This window comes from Pseudomonas sp. GW821-FHT01C01, assembly GCF_059422645.1.
On sequence record NZ_JBWKXF010000063.1, the window covers coordinates 15310 to 32770 of the forward strand.

Consider the following 17461-nt stretch of genomic DNA (forward strand, 5'->3'; position numbering starts at 1 on the left):
ATCAGGCCTGCAGGTAGCGCAGCACCGACTCGCAAATCATCTCGCGATGACGCTGTTTGATGCGTTCGTCCGGCAGGTCGATCTGAAAAATCTCACCAAACGTGTGGCGGTTCGAGACGCGATAGAAGCAGAACGAACTGATCAACAGATGCACATCCAGCGGATCAAGACCGGCACGGAACAGCCCTTGCTCGGCGCCGCGACGCAGAATCTCGCCCAGTGAGTCGAGGATAGTGTTGTTCATCGCCTTGATCGCATCGGAGCGCTTCACGTACTCGGCGTTGTGAATGTTCTCGATACTGACGATGCGCACGAAATCGACGTTGCGGTCATGGTGATCGAAAGTGAATTCCACCAGACGCCGGATCGCTTCCACCGGCGCCAGTTCGACCAGGTGCAAGCGGTTTTCCGTGCTGCGAATGTCGCCGTAAAGCTTTTCCAGAACCTCGACGTAAAGCTGCTCCTTGCTGCCGAAGTAGTAATAGATCATGCGCTTGGAGGTGTGGATGCGCTCGGCGATGGCATCGACGCGAGCACCGGAAAGCCCTTGCTGGACGAATTCGACAATCGCTTCCTGCAGGATGTTTTCGCGGGTCTTTTCCGGGTTGTTCTTGCGACTCTTGCGCGGCTCGACACCCGGTTCGACGGAGGCTGCGGGGAGTTCTGAGTTCATTGTCATTGCGGGCTCACGGCCATCACTGCACAGGCTGGCGATTATGGGCTGCGCGACACGGTGAAGGAAGCCGCGCGGCCCACGTTTAATCCAGCGTTTACGAATTTCCTACAACTTCGCCTGGCGCACTGCGCCGCTACGGGATTTGGCCATGGCCGCCAGCCGTACCGCGACGTTGGCCGCACCGTAACCGGCATAAGCGTTTTTACGCTGGATGATCTCAAAGAAGAATCGCCCCTCGAACGGCTCGGTGTACACATGAAACAGTTCACCGCCCTGGGCGTCGCGGTCGTACAACACGTTGTAGTAAGCCAATTCGCTGAGGAACTCGTCGTCGAAATCGAACCGCGCCGCCAGGTCATCGTAGTAGTTGAGCGGGATATCCAACAGCGGCACGCCCGCCTCTTTTGCACGGCTGACCTGGGCAAAAATGTCATCACAATCAAACGCGATGTGATGCACACCGGAGCCGCGATAACTCGACAGCGCGTGTGAGATCGCGGTGTTACGGTTCTCGGAAATGTTCAGCGGCAAGCGGATAGAACTGTCGCGGCTGCGCAAGGCACGGCTCTTGACCAGACCATAAGGATCCGGCAGCACGACTTCATCGTCCGCCTCGAAATCCAGCAGGCTCTTATAGAACAGCACCCAGCTGTCGAGGCTGTCGGCCGGCAGCGCCATGGCCATGTGGTCGATGCGCTTGAGACCGCCGCCGGCCTCCGCCGGGTACAGATTGAAGTCAGTGCCATAAACATCGGCGTGCTGGTCCACCAGATAAATCAGGCTGCCATCCGGCGCGCGCACCGCCGCCAGCTCCAGTTCGTTGGGGCCGACCAGTCCGCGATACGGCTGGCCCTTGTAGGCCACGGCACGGGCCAGTGCGCTCGCGCTGTCCTTGACCCGCACGGCGGTGGCGCACAACGAAGGGCCGTGGGCCTCGAAAAAGCTGTGGCCGAAGGAGTACGGTTCGGAGTTGAGTATCAGGTTGATATCGCCCTGGCGCATCAGGCTGACGCTCTTGGAACGATGTTGCCCGGCCTTGACGAAACCCAACCGCTCCAGCCAATGGGAGAGCTTGGCGCCGAGGCTTTCGTCCACGGCAAACTCCAGAAACTCAATGCCGCTGTACTCGCTGGCCTTGGGCGTTTCGAACAGAATCCCGGGGTTGGCCGCAGGCTTGTCTTGCTGCGCCAGACGCTCGCGGGTTTTCTCTTCCAGGTACAACAACGAGCGCAAACCGTCGGCGGCGTTGGCCCGTGGCGGTGCGGCGCGGAAACCATCATTGAAGATTTCCAGCGACAATGGCCCGGTGTACCCGCTCTTGATGATCGGCGCAAGGAACCCCGGCAGATCGAATTCCCCCTGGCCCGGGAAGCAGCGAAAATGCCGGCTCCACTCGAGCACGTCCATCGCCAGGATCGGCGCGTCAGCCATTTGCACGAAGAAGATCTTGTCGCCGGGAATCTCGGCGATAGCTTCTGGATCGCCCTTGAGCGACAAGGTGTGAAAGCTGTCCAGCAACACGCCAAGGCTTGGGTGATCGGCCTGACGCACGATGTTCCACACCTGTTGATACGTGTTCACATGCCGGCCCCAGGCCAGCGCTTCGTAACCGATGCGTAGACCACGTGCCCCGGCGTGCTCGGCCAGCAGCCGCAAGTCGTCGACCAGAATCTGTTCATCACCGATGGATTCGGCCGAGGCGTTGCTGCACACCAGCACCAGGTCTGTGCCCAACTCCTGCATCAGGTCGAACTTGCGTTCGGCTCGCTCCAGGTTGCGTGACAACCGATCGCGGCGGCAGCCTTCGAAATCGCGGAACGGTTGAAACAGGGTGATGGCGATCCCGAGATCGGCGCACATCTGTTTAATTTCCCGCGGGCTGCCGTCGTAGTAGAGAAGGTCGTTCTCGAAAATCTCGACACCGTCGAATCCCGCGGCGGCAATGGCTTCGAGTTTTTCCGGCAGGGTACCGCTCAAGGACACGGTGGCAATGGAACGCTGCATATTTCGGCTCCCGGTGGAGGCTTCGGCTACAGGGAATTTGCGCCGCTTTTAAAAGAGTGAGCGGATTATTGAGCCGAGTTTTCCATTGGGCAATTCAAAGTGTACTACCCGGTTAGTTTTGTGTTCGATTATCGAACACAATGGTGGTTGGCGAATTGACGATTTTTTGTCCACTGCCCAACATCGACACCACATTGAGTCCGGACACGCAGCACCGGCCGCGATGTCCAAAACACCAAATAACAAATTCAAAAAACGGGTGGTACACATGATTCCTTCCCAAAGCTCACGCATGGCTCCGGCCATGAACGTCACTGCCGGTGGCATCGGCGACAAGATTCGCGGCGCCATGGCGGTCGGCAAAACCCGTTGGGGCATGCTGGCGCTGGTGTTTTTCGCCACCACCCTGAACTACATCGACCGCGCTGCCCTGGGCGTGATGCAGCCCATCCTGGCCAAGGAAATGAGCTGGACGGCGATGGACTACGCCAACATCAACTTCTGGTTCCAGGTCGGTTACGCGATCGGTTTCGTGCTGCAGGGCCGCTTGATCGACCGGGTCGGCGTCAAGCGCGTGTTCTTCTGCGCCGTGCTGCTCTGGAGCCTGGCGACCGGCGCCCACGGCCTGGCCACTTCGGCGGTCGGCTTCATGGTTTGCCGCTTCATCCTCGGCCTGACCGAAGCCGCCAACTACCCGGCTTGCGTGAAAACCACGCGGCTGTGGTTCCCGGCCGGCGAGCGTGCCGTAGCCACCGGCATTTTCAACGCCGGCACCAACGTCGGCGCGATGTTCACGCCGATGCTACTGCCACTGATCCTGCACGTCTGGGGCTGGCAAGCGGCGTTCCTGTGCATGTCGGCGCTGGGCGGGATCTGGCTGCTGTTCTGGGGCCTGAAGTACTTCAACCCGGAAGACCACCCGAGCGTCAAACAGTCGGAACTGGACTACATCCAGAACGAAGTCGAACCGGAACAATCCCGCGTGCCGTTCTCAAAAATCCTGCGCATGCGTGGCACCTGGGCCTTCGCCCTCGCCTACTCGATGACCGCGCCGGTGTTCTGGTTCTACCTGTACTGGCTGCCGCCGTTCCTCAATCAGCAATACAACCTGGGCATCAACGTGACCCAGATGGGTATTCCGCTGATCATCATTTACCTCACTGCCGACTTCGGTAGCGTTGGCGGCGGCATCCTCTCCTCGTTCCTGATCGGTCGCGGGATCAATCCGATCAAAGCGCGGCTGATGTCGATGCTGCTGTTCGCCTGCTGCATCATCGGCGTGATCATGGCCGCCGGCTCCAGCAATCTGTGGGTCGCGGTGTTCGCCATCTCCCTGGCCATCGGCGCACACCAGGCCTGGACCGCAAACATCTGGAGCCTGGTGATGGACTACACACCCAAACACATGATGAGCACGGTATTCGGCTTCGGCGGCATGTGCGCAGCGATTGGCGGGATGTTCATGACCCAGTTGGTCGGCCATATCCTGACCGTCACCAACAACAATTACACCGTGCTGTTCACCCTGATTCCGGCGATGTACTTCATCGCGCTGACCTGGATGTACTTCATGGCACCGCGCAAGATTCCGACCGTCACTGAGTAATACGCCCTACCACGTCAGGCCTGATTTCAGGCCTGACGCCTAATGCCAGTCAAACCGCGACACCCTTTGTAGCAGCTGCCGAGCCCGCGAGGCTGCGTTCGGCTGCGAAGCAGTCGTGAGTCCAGCTGACGCGGCCTGCCTGACGTACCGCAATGACCGATTTTACGACTGCTTCGCAGCCGAACGCAGCCTCGCGGGCTCGGCAGCTGCTACGGATCGCATTACCGCTTAACTGACTGGCATTGCGCCTGATTGGCGCCCGATTTTGTTAGTAAATTCAGTGATATGGCTGCGGTTACCGCCCCCCCAGCCCCGTCACTTGCCGTCCCATTTTGATATGTTTTTTTTCAGTTTGTTGATTTATGAAATATTGTATGCCAATCATAGCCTCGTGAACCGGCCCACCTCGCCCGATCGGTTGGCAGTTCCCCGTATCACCCAAACACCCCATCCAAGGAGTCAACAATTTGAACAAGACAGAACTTCTAGGTGCTCTGGCACTGTGCGCCGCAAGCTTCCTGGCACACGCCGACGAAGACAGCCTGCGTATCGGTATCGAAGCCGCCTACCCACCCTTCTCCTTCAAGACGCCAGAGGGCAGCGTCAGCGGTTTCGATTACGACATTGGCAACGCGCTGTGCGAAGAGATGAAGATCAAATGCGAGTGGGTCATCCAGGAGTTCGACGGCATGATCCCGTCGCTCAAGGTGCGCAAGATCGATGCGGTGCTGTCGTCGATGTCGATCACTGAAGACCGCATGAAGTCGGTCGATTTCAGCAAAAAGTACTACCACACGCCGGGCAAGTTCGCGATGAAGGCCGGCAACGTGATCAACGACCCGCTGGTCGATCTCAAAGGCAAGAAAGTCGGCGTGCAACGCTCCTCGACCTATGACCGTTTCGCCACCGAGCAACTTGAGAAAGCCGGCGTCGAAGTGGTGCGCTACGGATCACAGAATGAAGCCTTCCTTGACCTGGCAGCGGGTCGCCTGGACGCCACGCTCGCCGACATCGTCAACACCGATGAGAGCTTTATCAAAACACCGGCCGGTAAAGGTTTCGCGCTGGCAGGGCCGGACATCAACGACCCGAAATATTTCGGCAGAGGCGCCGGGATCGCGGTGCGTAAAGGTGACAGTGCGAACGTTGCACGCCTGAGTGCAGCGATTGACGCCATCCGCGCCAATGGCAAGTACCAGCAAGTGATGGCCAAGTACTTCGCGTTCGATATCTACGGCGAATAAACGCTGACCCGCAACCCTGGCGCCGGCTCCCCGCAGGCGCCGCTTTGGACTTGTCTCGCGCGCCTCGCGGCGCTCGTTTGAGGAACTTCATCATGCTTCACGGCTACGGATCGAGCATTCTCGATGGCGCCTGGCTGACCATTAACCTGGCCCTGACCTCCATGACCATGGCGATTGCCTTGGGTCTGATCGGCGCCGCCTTTCGTTTGTCGCCGTTTAAATGGCTGGCGGTGCTGGGCGAAGGTTACACAACCCTGATTCGCGGTATTCCCGATCTGGTGCTGATTCTGCTGATCTTCTACGGCGGCCAGGATCTGGTGAACCGCATTGCGCTCGCACTCGGCTACACCCGCTATATCGACATCAATCCCTTTATCGCTGGCGTCTGCACCATGGGCTTCATTTTCGGCGCCTATCTCTCGGAAACCTTTCGTGGCGCCTTTATGGCAATCCCTAAAGGTCAGGCAGAGGCCGGCGTGGCTTATGGCATGGGTAGCGCGCAAGTGTTCTGGCGGATTCTGGTGCCGCAGATGATTCGTTTCGCCATTCCCGGATTCACCAACAATTGGTTGGTGCTGACCAAATCCACCGCGTTGATCTCGGTGATCGGCTTGCAGGACATGATGTTCAAAGCCAAGAACGCCGCGGACGCCACCCATGAGCCATTTACGTTTTTCCTCGCGGTAGCAGCGCTTTATCTGATGCTGACCAGCCTGTCTTTGCTGGTGCTGCGCTATCTGGAAAAACACTACTCGGTCGGCATCAAAGCCGCCGAACTGTGATTGGGAGCAACCCCATGATTCTCGACTACAACCTGATCTGGGAAAACCTGCCGCTGTATTTCAGTGGCGCCTTGTTGACCCTCAAAGTCCTGCTGATTTCCCTGGCCTTCGGCCTGATGCTGGCGATTCCATTGGCGCTGATGCGAGTGTCCCGGTCACCGTTGATCAACGCCCCGGCCTGGCTCTACACCTATGTGATTCGCGGCACGCCGATGCTGGTGCAATTGTTCCTGATCTATTACGGCCTCGCGCAGTTCGAAGCGGTACGTGCAAGTGCGCTCTGGCCTTATCTTTCCAGTGCAACCTTTTGTGCCTGCCTGGCCTTTGCGATCAATACCAGTGCCTATAGCGCGGAACTCCTGGCCGGCAGCTTGAAGGCCACGCCTCACGGCGAGATCGAAGCGGCCCGGGCCATGGGCATGTCGCGCTTGACCCTGTACCGCCGCATTCTCCTGCCGTCGGCCTTGCGCCGGGCGCTGCCGCAGTACAGCAACGAAGTGCTGATGATGCTGCAAACCACGAGCCTGGCGTCGATCGTCACGCTGGTGGATATCACTGGAGCCGCGCGAACGGTCAGTTCGCGGTTCTATCTGCCGTTCGAGGCGTTCATCACTGCCGGCCTCATCTACCTGGCCCTGACCTTCATCCTGGTTCGTCTGTTCAAGCTGGCCGAGCGCCGCTGGCTGGCGTATCTGGCACCGCGCAAGCACTAAGGAATTTTATGAAGCACATTCAATACCTGTTGCCGTGGAGTGCCTCGGGCACTGAACGACACCTGTCGCTGTTTCGTTTTGGCAGCGGGCCGCGCAAGGCATACATCCAGGCCTCCCTGCATGCCGACGAGCTGCCGGGGATGCGCGTCGCGGTCGAACTCAAGCACCGTCTGCAAGAACTGGAAGAGCAAGGTCGCCTGAGCGCAGTGATCGAGCTGGTGCCGATGGCCAATCCGATTGGTATCGCACAGATGTTCCAGGCCACCCATCAGGGGCGCTTCGAGTTCTCCAGCGGCAAGAACTTCAATCGCGACTTCCCGGAACTCGCCGAAGCGGTGGTGCCGATGCTGGAAGGTCAACTGGGCGACGACAGCAGCACCAACATCGCGCTGATCCGCCGTGCCATGAGCGATGCCCTCGCCAACATGCCGGCACCTGCATCAGAACTCGATGGCTTGCGGCGCCTGTTGATGCAACATGCCTGTGATGCCGATGTGGTGCTGGACCTGCACTGCGACTTCGAGTCGATCATGCTGCTGTATGCCATGCCGCAAAACTGGCCACGCTTGCGTTCATTGGCCGCCCGCCTGGGCGCTGGCGTGGCCCTGCTGGCCGAGGCTGCGGGAGGCAATGCCTTCGATGAAGCCTGCGCAATTCCCTGGCTGCACCTGGCCGGGCACTTTCCTCAAGCCAATATTCCGCTGGCTTGCGTAGCCACCACGATCGAGTTACGCGGCATGGCTGACACCGAGCGCGAGCAGTGCATCGACAGCGCCGACGCCATTCTCGGCTATCTCGCCGAGCAAGGGATGATCAGCGGCGACTGGCCCGCCGCGCCACCGAGCCGTTGTGAAGCGACACCGTTCGCCGGGGCGCAGTACGCCTATGCGCCACACCCGGGGGTGGTGAGTTATCTGCAACCGTTGGGCGCACAGGTCAAAGTTGGAGATCCGCTGTTCGAAGTGATGGATCCGCTGACCGATCGCCACAGCGTGGTGCACGCCAGCACCGACGGCATCCTGTATGCCCGCGAACGTCTGCGCTTTGCCCAGCCCGGATTGTGGTTGGCCAAAGTCGCTGGCTGTACCCCTATTCGCCAAGGCCGCTTGCTCAGCGACTGATTCCAGAGAGTTGAAACCATGTACAAACTTGAAATTCAGGATCTTCACAAAAGCTACGGCGCCCACGAAGTGCTCAGGGGCGTGTCCCTGGAGGCGAAGGCCGGTGATGTCATCAGCATCATCGGCTCCAGCGGTTCTGGTAAAAGCACCTTCCTGCGTTGCATCAACCTGCTGGAGCAACCCAACGCTGGCAATATCGTCCTCAATGGCGAACAGCTCAAGCTGGTGACCAATAAACTCGGCGGGCTCAAGGCTGCCGAACCCAAGCAGCTGCAACGCATGCGCTCGCGACTATCGATGGTGTTTCAACACTTCAACCTCTGGTCGCACATGAGTGCGCTTGAAAACGTCATGGAAGCTCCGGTGCATGTGCTGGGCATGAACAAAAAAGAAGCCCTGGAAAAAGCCGGGCACTATCTGAATAAAGTTGGCGTGGCACACCGTAAGGATGCCTTTCCTGCCCATATGTCGGGCGGCGAGCAGCAGCGAGTGGCGATTGCCCGTGCACTGGCCATGGAGCCGGAAGTGATGCTGTTCGATGAACCGACTTCGGCACTCGACCCCGAGCTGGTCGGCGAAGTGCTTAAAGTCATGCAGGATCTGGCACTCGAAGGACGCACCATGGTGGTCGTGACCCACGAAATGGGTTTTGCCCGCGAGGTTTCCAATCAACTGGTGTTCCTGCACAAGGGGCTGGTCGAAGAGCGCGGCAATCCACGTGAAGTGCTGGTCAATCCGCAGTCCGAGCGTCTTCAGCAGTTTCTGGCCGGCAGCCTGAAATAACCCGCTCCGCACCCGGTCCGTAGCAGCTGGCGAAGCCGGCGTTCGGCTGCGAAGCAGTCGTGAAACCTGATTGCGAGGTCTTCCTGACAGACCGCAGGGTCTGATTTCACGACTGCTTCGCAGCCGAACGCTGGCTTCGCCAGCTGCTACAAGGTATGCGTTGTGGTTGAAATTGCTTGACCGACCGGCCCGCGGCTTCGGATACACTCCAGCCAGCCCTCTTTAACCCTCAGGAAATGTTGAGCCGGATATGCCGACCCCCTCGAAAAACACCACGGTCTATGCCGCGCCGGTGATGCGCAAACTGACGGAAATCGTTTCTGAGTTACCGCCTTCACTGCGCAAGGTGGCGGATTTTATCCTGCGTCATCCGCTAAAGGCCGCAACGCTGACTATCGAAGAAATGGCTCATGAAACCTCCACCTCGCCAGCCGCGGTGAATCGTTTGGCCAAGGCTCTGAACCTGGGGGGCTACACCGGCATGAAAGCCGAGCTGGTCGCGACGTTGCAGCAGATGGTGTCGCCGGTCGACAAACTGCGCAACGAACTGGCGCATCGTCCCGGTGGCGCATTTGGCCTGCATGAGCAAATCCAGAGCGCCAGCAGCAACCTCGCCTCGGCTGCGACCAACAACCATGCAGACACCTTCGAAGCGTTCGTCACTCGCCTGATCAAAGCGCGCAAAATCTACATCCTGGGCTTTGGCAACAGTGTCTATTTCGCTGGTCTCGCCGCCTCGACCCTGATGCCCTTCTGTGCGGACGCCACCGCGATCAGCATGGAGGGCGGAAACGAAAACGCCGCTTACCGTCTGGCCGCAATCACCGATCAGGACGTACTGCTGGCGATCTCCCTGCCGCGCTATTCCCTCGACACCTTGCAACTCGCACGTTTTGCCAAGGAGCGCGGCGCCTCGGTGCTGGCAATCACCGACTCCCCCGCGTCGCCTCTCACCGGCATTGCCGAACACGTACTCTTTGCCCCCGCCGACCATCCGGTATTGACCAGCTCCAACATCGCCGTGCTCGCATTAATCGAAGGATTGGTGGCGGGTGTGATGGCGCGCAATAAAGAAGCCGTCAAGCTGGCGACCGAACTGACCGAAAGCGTAATGTCTTACCTGCTTATCCCGCCCAGCAGCAAATCTGTGAAAAAGTGATATCTCCTGGGGGCAATCGCGAGCAGGCTCGCGCCCACAAGGTCATCGTGCATTCAGGCACTGCGCAAACAACTGCTGAATCGGCTGTGTCCGCTGGCTATAACGCTGCAACAGCACAATCTCCCGATAGAACGTCAGTTCGCCCAGCGGGATGATCCGCACCCCCGCCCCATGCTCGAGCCATAGCCCGGCCTCCGGCAGCAGGGAAATCCCCAGGCCGCATTCGACCATTTTGACGATGGCCTCCAGTTCATCCAGCTCCAACGCCACCTGCACCTCTATCTGCCGTTCACGCAGAAACCGCGTCACCAGCCGCCCGCCGAACGAATTGCGGTCATAGCGCACATGCGGGTGCTCGGCGAGCAGTAGTAACGGATCATCGCCACCCAGGTCCGCGGGTACGATCAACACGAACGGCTCCCGGCGAATCACTTGCGCGGACAACTCCTTGGGTAACTCAAACGGCGGCTTGATCAGAATCGCCAGGTCCACTTCACCGGTGTCCACCTGACTCAGCAGGTTCAGTGACACACCAGGCACCAGCTTGGCTTCCAGCAAGGGAGCCTGTTGGCGCAGTCGCAACAACGCCTGGGGCAGCAGCCCGGTCTGGGCGGTCGCCACCGCGCCGATCTTCAGTTCGCCACGGTACTCACTGACATCGTCACTGACGGCCATACGGCTGAAGGTTTCGAGCATTTCCCTGGCCATCGGCAAAGCACGCTGCCCCGCTGCATTGAGCAGCGCCTGACGGCCGGTGCGATCGAAAAGACGGATGCCAAGGGCGTGTTCCAGGTTGCGAATCTGTGCGCTGACCGCCGATTGCGTCAGGCCGATATGCATGCCGGCCGCGGCGAAGGTGCCGTGACGCGCCACGGCGACAAAGGTTTTCAGTTCTCGCAACATATCGGCCTCGATTGATCGAAATAATTTGAGCTCGATGCAAAAATTATCGTCTTTCAATCAAAAAGCACAGGGCTAAACTCAACACACTCCCACCGCCACCGAGGTTCGCCCGATGCAACTGTGCCCTTTTCACCTAGCCATTCCGGTCTACGACTTGCCTGCCGCCCGGCACTTTTATGGCGCGGTGTTTGGCCTTGAAGAAGGTCGTTCAAGCGATCATTGGGTGGACTTCAATTTTTTCGGCCATCAACTGGTGATTCACCTGGCACCGAAAACCCCTGCGCAGGAAGCCGCGCACACCAATGCCGTTGATGGTCACGATGTGCCGGTGCCGCATTTTGGCGTAGTGCTCGGGATGGCAGAGTGGGAGGCGCTGGCCGAGCGGTTGAAGTCACTGGAAACTCGCTTCGTGATCGAACCGGGGATTCGTTTTCAGGGGCTGGTGGGTGAACAGGCAACGATGTTTCTGTTTGATCCTTGCGGTAATGCGCTGGAGTTCAAGGCGTTCAAGGATATCGGGCAGTTGTTTGCCAAGTGAACGGATGGGGTGCCTGTCCGGGCCTCTTCGCGAGCAAGCCCGCTCCCACAGGGGTTGCGTGAACAATACTGGCCAGTGTGGGAGCGGGCTTGCCCGCGAAGGCGCCCGCCCATTCACCACTGTTCTAACGGCTCATCACACGCTCGGCCTCCCCCAGCAACTCCTCGATTGAGCCATGAACAACCGGGTCATATTCGACCTGGACAACACTGAACCGAACGTCATAACTGCGATGCGCCGTGGCGTTGCGCTCATCGAGAATCTCTTTGAGCCGCGCCTTGATCGCCGCAACCTCCACGACGCTGGAACCGGTCAGCAACGCCACGAACCGGTCGCCTTCGAGTCGGCCGACCACATCGTTTTCACGAAAGCCGATACGCAGGACATCGGCGAACGTCCTCAGCGCATCGTCACCTTTGGCCCGGCCATACAGATAGCAGATGTGCTTGAATTCATTGAGGGTGAAGTACAGCAGCGTCGCTGGCGTCTCCAGTTCCCGGCAGGCGTCCAGCCCGAGCCGGGCCAGCGCGGTGAAGCCATGGCGGTTGGACAGCAGCGTCAGCTCGTCCATGCTCGCCATCTGCACGCCCGCCAGTTCCTGCTCGGCCTGGCGCGCCAGATCGCGCAACTGTTCACGTTCTTGCTGTGGTGTGAGCAACGGGTTTGCGGATCCGCCCGATTTGCCCGTTTTGCCTGGAATCAACATCGTTCACTCCTTGGCGGGTATGCACGTTAGAGTCGTCCGTACCCACATTGACTCCCTGTTAGCGTGCCGCTGGTCAGCTACCCGACACCGGGCACGGCCCTCCTGCATCGGCCCAGCGCTTGAACTGGGTGACGAAGATATCGTGTGGCACCGGCACCGGCGCGCGATTGCCGCCCGGGTTCCAGCCCCACAGCACCAGTTTGTCGTCGCTGACGTGTTTGATCAGCGCGGCGAAATCCCGATCGCCGTTGCTGGAGCGATCCTTGATCATCGCGCACAGCCGGTCGGCTGGCAGGCCGATCCAGGCCATCCGGTGCGCGGCCGGTGGCAGGCTCCAGTGCGGCGCACCGGGTGGCGCATGCGGACCGTAACTGGCCGGCGGATTGCTTTGCGCATGGCACGTTGCACAGGGCAACCCGGCCGCGCCCTTGCCATCCATGCCACGCACGACATTCATGGCGTGAGGCACTCCGGCATCGAATTGCAGCGGCGAATCACCGGGAATGTGGCAGTTCTGGCAACGCGGGCTCTGGAAGACCTTCTGCACGGTATCAAACGCCTGCAAGGCCTCGCGGTCATCGGCGAACACGTGCGATGCGTAGGCTACGAGACAGATCAGGATCACCGCTCCCAGCAACCAATGATGTCGTTTCATCTCACACCCCCGACAACTGCAACGGCAGTTCCCGCAGGCGCTGCCCGGTCAGGGCAAACACCGCATTGGCCACCGCCGGCGCCGTGGGTGGCACACCGGCTTCGCCGATACCGCCGGGTTTATCGCTGCTGGGCACGATATGCACTTCGACCACCGGCATTTCGTTGAGCCGCAACACCTGATAGTCATGATAGTTGGACTGCACCACCTGCCCGCCCTTGATCGTCAGTTTGCTGTGCAAGGCGAAGCTGAGGCCAAAGGTGATGCACGACTCCATCTGCGCGGCGATGCTTTGCGGGTTGACCGCAATGCCGCAGTCCACCGCGCACACCACCCGGTGCACACGGATGGCGAGGTTGTCCTGGGACACCTCGGCCACCTGAGCCACATAACTGCCAAACGACTCATGCACCGCCACACCCAGCGCATGGCCATCCGGCAACGGCGCCTTCCAGTTGGCCTTCTCCACCGCGAGGTTCAGCACACCGAGGTGGCGTGGATGGTCCTTGAGCAAGGTGCGTCGATATTCCACCGGATCCTTGCCGGTCGCCGTGGCCAGCTCATCGATCAGCGATTCCATGACAAACGCGGTGTGGGTGTGCCCCACCGAACGCAGCCACAACACGCTGATGCCGGTTTTCGGTGAGTGCAGTTCGATCTGGTGATTGGCCAGTCCTTCGATGTAGGGGCTGTCGGCCACGCCTTCGACCGAGGTCTTGTCGATCCCGTCCTTGACCATGGTCGCTTCCAGTGAGGTCCCGGCCATGATCGACTGCCCGACCATCACATGCTTCCAGGCCAGCGGCAAGCCGTCGGCACCCAGCCCGATACGCGCATGGTGCAGGAACGCCGAGCGGTAATAGCCGCCCCGGATGTCATCCTCCCGCGCCCATACGGTTTTCACCGGTGCACCTGCCGCCTTGGCGACATACACCGCTTCGCTGACGAAATCCGAGGTCGGATTGGCCCGTCGCCCGAAACCGCCACCGAGAAACTCGGTATGGATCTCGACCTGTTCCGGTTTGAGCCCGGTGATTTTCCCGGCGACCATTTGGTCCAGGGTCTGGAACTGGGTACCGGTCCAGATTTCGCACTTGTCCTTACTGATGCTCACCGTGCAGTTCAGCGGTTCCATCGGCGCGTGGGCCAGATAAGGCACGCTGTATTCGGCGTCGATGGTCTTGGCCGCTTTCGCCAGCGCTGCCTGGGTATCGCCCGCCTGACCGGCGTTCAGGCCGGGGGTGGTGGCGAGTTTGCGGAAGTTTTCCAGCAGCGCACGACTGTCGAGCCCGGCGTTCGGCCCCGGGTTCCACTCGATTTTCAGCGCATCGCGCCCCAGCTTCGCCGCCCAATAATGATCGGCGATCACCGCGATACCTGTCGGCACTTGCACGACTTTATGCACGCCCGGAATCGCCAGCGCTTCGGCGCCTTCAAAGGATTTGACGCTGCCACCGAAGATGGGTGAACGGGCGACCATGGCGGTCATCAGGCCGTCGAACTGCACGTCCATGCCAAATTTCGCCCGGCCGGTGATTTTCTCCGGCGTGTCCAGGCGCTTGGTGGGTTTGCCGATCAACCGCCAGTCTTTCGCGTCCTTGAGCTTGATCGAAGCCGGGTCCGGCCGTGGCAACTGCCCCGCGTCATCGGCCAATTCGCCATAGGTGGCACGGTGTTCACCGGCGATGACCACGCCCGATTCGGTTTGTATGTCGGACGGCGCGACGTTGAAACGCTTGGCCGCGGCTTCGATCAGCATCAAGCGTGCCGCCGCGCCGGCCTGGCGATACCGGTCGAACTCCATCCAGGTCGACGTCGAACCACCGGTGATCTGCATCCCGCCAAACCCGGGCATGCCGTAATCGGCGGCCGATGCCGGGGAATGCTCGACGCGGATCTTTGACCAGTCGGCGTCCAGTTCTTCGGCGATCAGCATGGTCAGGCCGGTCCAGATGCCCTGGCCCATTTCCGAATGGCCGAGCAACACGGTGACGCTATTGTCATTGCCAATACGCAGGAAGGCGTTTGGCGCAAACACGTTGCCCTGGTTCTCCGCGCCCATGGCGAAACGGTGGGCACCGGGAATGACAAACGCGACCACCAGTCCACCGCCCAACACGGCACTGCCCTTGAGAAAACCGCGGCGCGATAACGCATTGATGCTGTTCATGGCGCAAGCTCCCTTCAACCCGGCCTCAACCCAGCTCAGCGGCGCGTTTGACCGCCGCGCGAATCCGCGGGTAAGTGCCGCAACGGCAGATGTTGCCGGACAGTGCCTGATCGATGTCGCTGTCGGTCGGTTGCGGAATCTTCGCCAGCAACGCCGCCGCCGACATGATCTGCCCGGACTGGCAGTAGCCACACTGGACGACGTCAAGTTCCGCCCAGGCCTGTTGGACCGGGTGCGAACCATCCGCGGACAAGCCTTCGATGGTGAGAATCTTTTGCCCATGGGCCACGGCCGTGGCCGGCGTGATACAGGCGCGCAGTGGAGCGCCGTCGACATGCACGGTGCAGGCCCCGCATTGGGCTATGCCACAGCCGAATTTGGTGCCGGTGAGGTGGGCGACATCGCGCAGGACCCAGAGCAGCGGCATGTCGGCGGGGACATCCAGCTCCTGATCCTGGCCATTGATGTTCAGGGTCAGCATGGCGCAGTTCCTCAGACTCACGGTGACCTGAAGGGGCGTCGCTGCGGCCATCTAAAGCCTGCGCGCGCCTCGGGCTATCCCTTCAGCTAAGCGCAAATTTGCCGGCAGGCCGAGGTGCATCGACCACCGGTCATGAAAAAGCCGCCTCAATGGGCGGTTATGGAAACGTTCGCCAGGGCCTCGGCCTCACCACACAGACAATCTTTTTGATCTCCATTTGAAGTCCTTTCGACTACGTTTACGCAACACTGGGGCAAATTTGTCGATCTACGGTACGGCCAGACGACCAGAGGCTGACTACGCTGAAAGTCCGGAACATGCGCAATCTGCAGAGGAGTTGGCACCATGCAACGCGTACAAAAACTCACGCCCTGCCTGTGGTTCGACGATCAGGCCGAAGCGGCGGCGAAATTCTATTGCTCGATCTTCGATCATTCGAAAATCACTGCCGTCACCTATTACGGCCACGCCGGTTTCGAGTTCCACGGCAGGCCTGAAGGTTCGGTCATGACCGTCAGCTTCGAGCTCGACGGGCAGAGTTTCACCGGCCTCAACGGCGGGCCGTTGTTCAAGTTCAGTGAGGCGGTTTCATTTCAGGTCAATTGCCTGTCCCAGGAAGAAGTCGACCATTACTGGGGCAACCTGTCGGCCGGTGGCGTGCCCGAGGCCCAGCAATGCGGTTGGCTCAAGGACAAGTTCGGGCTGTCGTGGCAGATCGTCCCCGTCGCGATGATGGACATGATCAAAGACCCCGACACGAAAAAATCCCAACGGGCCATGGAGGCGATGATGCAGATGAAAAAACTCGATATTGCGACGTTGCAGCGCGCGTTTGACGGCGAGAGCTAATACACTCGGGCGCTGACCTGCCGAGGAGTGAGCATGAAGCACGCCGTTGCCAAAAACGCCGACAAGGCCCCGCGCTTCTGGCGCGATGATGCCCTGCCCTTCATCGAGGCCCGCTCCATCGCCGACGGGCGCGAAGTCTGCTACACCCGCCACGCCCACGAGCACTTTTCCATCGGGGCAATCACCGCCGGGCGCAGCACCTATCTCCATGAGCAGTCAGCATTCGAGGTCAGCGTCGGCACGGTCGTGCTGATGAACCCCGGCGACGTCCACGCCTGCAACCCAATCGAAGACCAACCCTGGTCGTACCTGATGCTGTACGTCGATACGCCGTGGCTGACCGATTTGCAGCATCAACTCGGGTTCAGCGATGACGCGGCGTTTCGCCGCTTTTCGCTGACCCATACGCGGGACGCCAACCTGTTTGCCGGCCTCGCGGGCTTGTATGACGTGTTGGTCGACCCGCAGCAAGATATCCTGCGCAAACACAGCGTGGCCGTGGAGTTCTTTTCTGACGTTCAGCAACGACTCAACCCGGTCGATCAGCCGCTGCGCGAACCCAACTTCAAGCTGGAGCGTGCCGCCGATTACATCCGCGACCACTGCACGCAAACCCTGAAGCTCGAAGACATTTGCGAGGCGGCGCAACTGTCGCCGTCCTACCTGATTCGCGCATTCAAACAGCATTACGGCATGACGCCCCACGCGTTCCTGGTGAACCGACGCATCCAGTTCGCCCAGGATCAATTGCGCAGCGGCAAGCTGATTGCGGACGTGGCACTTGAGGCGGGGTTCGCCGATCAGGCGCATTTTCAACGGGCATTCAAACAACACCTGGCGGCGACACCGGGGCAGTATCGGGGGTGATACCCGAGGTTTTACCTCAATCTGTGGTTGGGTTAAATCTGTGGCGAGGGAGCTTGCTCCCGCTCGACGGCGAAGCCGTCGCAAAACCTGCCTACATGATTGATCTGAAGAAAAGCGGGGGCCGCTACGCAGCCCAGCGGGAGCAAGCTCCCTCGCCACAATTTTTGTGTTGATCGCCGTTACGGCAGCAACAGGTACACCGCG

17 protein-coding genes are annotated in these 17461 nt (G+C 60.0%); 10 read left to right on the top strand and 7 right to left on the bottom strand.

Annotation, left to right across the window (positions count from 1 at the left end):
• Position 1 precedes the first annotated feature (1 nt).
• Positions 2–679 carry a TetR/AcrR family transcriptional regulator gene (locus AC07XF_RS25750; RefSeq protein ID WP_495028748.1) on the bottom strand — a complete coding sequence of 226 codons (678 nt, stop codon included), beginning with the start codon at positions 677–679 and terminating at the stop codon, positions 2–4.
• Positions 680–781: 102 nt separating this feature from the next.
• Entirely contained in the window at positions 782–2680 is a 1899-nt protein-coding gene (quiC, locus tag AC07XF_RS25755; RefSeq protein ID WP_495028749.1) for a 3-dehydroshikimate dehydratase QuiC, read from the bottom strand.
• 268 nt (positions 2681–2948) lie between these two features.
• Here quiC and AC07XF_RS25760 point away from each other — a divergent pair, with 268 nt between their 5' ends.
• From AC07XF_RS25760 to AC07XF_RS25790, 7 genes are all read left to right on the top strand, one after another.
• Positions 2949–4286: an MFS transporter gene (locus AC07XF_RS25760; protein ID WP_495028750.1), complete on the top strand. Its 1338-nt coding sequence runs from the start codon at positions 2949–2951 to the stop codon at positions 4284–4286.
• A 467-nt stretch (positions 4287–4753) separates the two neighbouring features.
• Positions 4754–5530, top strand: coding sequence for an ABC transporter substrate-binding protein (locus AC07XF_RS25765; RefSeq protein ID WP_495028751.1), 777 nt, complete (start codon positions 4754–4756; stop codon positions 5528–5530).
• A 92-nt stretch (positions 5531–5622) separates the two neighbouring features.
• Positions 5623–6312 carry an ABC transporter permease gene (locus AC07XF_RS25770; RefSeq protein ID WP_204928812.1) on the top strand — a complete coding sequence of 230 codons (690 nt, stop codon included), beginning with the start codon at positions 5623–5625 and terminating at the stop codon, positions 6310–6312.
• A 14-nt stretch (positions 6313–6326) separates the two neighbouring features.
• Positions 6327–7025, top strand: a complete 699-nt coding sequence (locus AC07XF_RS25775) for an ABC transporter permease (RefSeq protein WP_204928813.1) — start codon at positions 6327–6329, stop codon at positions 7023–7025.
• An 8-nt stretch (positions 7026–7033) separates the two neighbouring features.
• Complete coding sequence (locus AC07XF_RS25780; RefSeq protein WP_495028752.1) at positions 7034–8146, top strand: succinylglutamate desuccinylase/aspartoacylase family protein; 1113 nt, start codon at positions 7034–7036, stop codon at positions 8144–8146.
• 18 nt (positions 8147–8164) lie between these two features.
• Entirely contained in the window at positions 8165–8929 is a 765-nt protein-coding gene (locus AC07XF_RS25785) for an ABC transporter ATP-binding protein (RefSeq protein ID WP_007991475.1), read from the top strand.
• A 250-nt stretch (positions 8930–9179) separates the two neighbouring features.
• Positions 9180–10088 (top strand): MurR/RpiR family transcriptional regulator, encoded by a 909-nt coding sequence (locus AC07XF_RS25790; protein WP_495028753.1) that lies wholly within the window; start codon positions 9180–9182, stop codon positions 10086–10088.
• A gap of 42 nt (positions 10089–10130) precedes the next feature.
• Here the strand turns inward: AC07XF_RS25790 and AC07XF_RS25795 are convergent, their stop codons facing one another.
• On the bottom strand, positions 10131–10991 hold the full coding sequence (locus tag AC07XF_RS25795; protein WP_495028754.1) for a LysR family transcriptional regulator: 861 nt from the start codon (positions 10989–10991) through the stop codon (positions 10131–10133).
• A gap of 112 nt (positions 10992–11103) precedes the next feature.
• On the opposite strand from AC07XF_RS25795, the gene AC07XF_RS25800 reads away from it, so the two are divergent.
• Complete coding sequence (locus AC07XF_RS25800) at positions 11104–11529, top strand: VOC family protein (RefSeq protein WP_495028755.1); 426 nt, start codon at positions 11104–11106, stop codon at positions 11527–11529.
• Between the two features lie 124 nt (positions 11530–11653).
• Here the strand turns inward: AC07XF_RS25800 and AC07XF_RS25805 are convergent, their stop codons facing one another.
• The 4 genes from AC07XF_RS25805 to AC07XF_RS25820 all read right to left on the bottom strand — a co-directional run bounded on the left by AC07XF_RS25805 (position 11654) and on the right by AC07XF_RS25820 (position 15541).
• Entirely contained in the window at positions 11654–12235 is a 582-nt protein-coding gene (locus tag AC07XF_RS25805) for a GGDEF domain-containing protein (RefSeq protein ID WP_495028756.1), read from the bottom strand.
• A 73-nt stretch (positions 12236–12308) separates the two neighbouring features.
• Complete coding sequence (locus AC07XF_RS25810; RefSeq protein ID WP_495028757.1) at positions 12309–12890, bottom strand: hypothetical protein; 582 nt, start codon at positions 12888–12890, stop codon at positions 12309–12311.
• Between the two features lies 1 nt (position 12891).
• The gene (locus AC07XF_RS25815; protein WP_495028758.1) at positions 12892–15060 is read right to left on the bottom strand and encodes a xanthine dehydrogenase family protein molybdopterin-binding subunit; all 2169 of its coding nucleotides are present in this window, start codon (positions 15058–15060) and stop codon (positions 12892–12894) included.
• A gap of 25 nt (positions 15061–15085) precedes the next feature.
• The gene (locus AC07XF_RS25820; protein ID WP_495028759.1) at positions 15086–15541 is read right to left on the bottom strand and encodes a (2Fe-2S)-binding protein; all 456 of its coding nucleotides are present in this window, start codon (positions 15539–15541) and stop codon (positions 15086–15088) included.
• A 345-nt stretch (positions 15542–15886) separates the two neighbouring features.
• On the opposite strand from AC07XF_RS25820, the gene AC07XF_RS25825 reads away from it, so the two are divergent.
• Entirely contained in the window at positions 15887–16390 is a 504-nt protein-coding gene (locus AC07XF_RS25825; RefSeq protein WP_495028760.1) for a VOC family protein, read from the top strand.
• 33 nt (positions 16391–16423) lie between these two features.
• On the top strand, positions 16424–17257 hold the full coding sequence (locus AC07XF_RS25830; RefSeq protein ID WP_495028761.1) for an AraC family ligand binding domain-containing protein: 834 nt from the start codon (positions 16424–16426) through the stop codon (positions 17255–17257).
• Positions 17258–17461 lie beyond the last annotated feature (204 nt).

Bases quoted from the DNA above. Each gene is read 5' to 3' on its own strand.
- AC07XF_RS25790 (WP_495028753.1), top strand. From the start codon at position 9,180: ATGCCGACCCCCTCGAAAAACACCACGGTCTATGCCGCGCCGGTGATG.
- AC07XF_RS25750 (WP_495028748.1), bottom strand. From the start codon at position 679: ATGACAATGAACTCAGAACTCCCCGCAGCCTCCGTCGAACCGGGTGTC.
- quiC (WP_495028749.1), bottom strand. From the start codon at position 2,680: ATGCAGCGTTCCATTGCCACCGTGTCCTTGAGCGGTACCCTGCCGGAA.
- AC07XF_RS25820 (WP_495028759.1), bottom strand. From the start codon at position 15,541: ATGCTGACCCTGAACATCAATGGCCAGGATCAGGAGCTGGATGTCCCC.
- AC07XF_RS25770 (WP_204928812.1), top strand. From the start codon at position 5,623: ATGCTTCACGGCTACGGATCGAGCATTCTCGATGGCGCCTGGCTGACC.
- AC07XF_RS25800 (WP_495028755.1), top strand. From the start codon at position 11,104: ATGCAACTGTGCCCTTTTCACCTAGCCATTCCGGTCTACGACTTGCCT.
- AC07XF_RS25830 (WP_495028761.1), top strand. From the start codon at position 16,424: ATGAAGCACGCCGTTGCCAAAAACGCCGACAAGGCCCCGCGCTTCTGG.
- AC07XF_RS25805 (WP_495028756.1), bottom strand. From the start codon at position 12,235: ATGTTGATTCCAGGCAAAACGGGCAAATCGGGCGGATCCGCAAACCCG.
- AC07XF_RS25825 (WP_495028760.1), top strand. From the start codon at position 15,887: ATGCAACGCGTACAAAAACTCACGCCCTGCCTGTGGTTCGACGATCAG.
- AC07XF_RS25810 (WP_495028757.1), bottom strand. From the start codon at position 12,890: ATGAAACGACATCATTGGTTGCTGGGAGCGGTGATCCTGATCTGTCTC.
- AC07XF_RS25795 (WP_495028754.1), bottom strand. From the start codon at position 10,991: ATGTTGCGAGAACTGAAAACCTTTGTCGCCGTGGCGCGTCACGGCACC.
- AC07XF_RS25760 (WP_495028750.1), top strand. From the start codon at position 2,949: ATGATTCCTTCCCAAAGCTCACGCATGGCTCCGGCCATGAACGTCACT.
- AC07XF_RS25785 (WP_007991475.1), top strand. From the start codon at position 8,165: ATGTACAAACTTGAAATTCAGGATCTTCACAAAAGCTACGGCGCCCAC.
- AC07XF_RS25815 (WP_495028758.1), bottom strand. From the start codon at position 15,060: ATGAACAGCATCAATGCGTTATCGCGCCGCGGTTTTCTCAAGGGCAGT.
- AC07XF_RS25775 (WP_204928813.1), top strand. From the start codon at position 6,327: ATGATTCTCGACTACAACCTGATCTGGGAAAACCTGCCGCTGTATTTC.
- AC07XF_RS25780 (WP_495028752.1), top strand. From the start codon at position 7,034: ATGAAGCACATTCAATACCTGTTGCCGTGGAGTGCCTCGGGCACTGAA.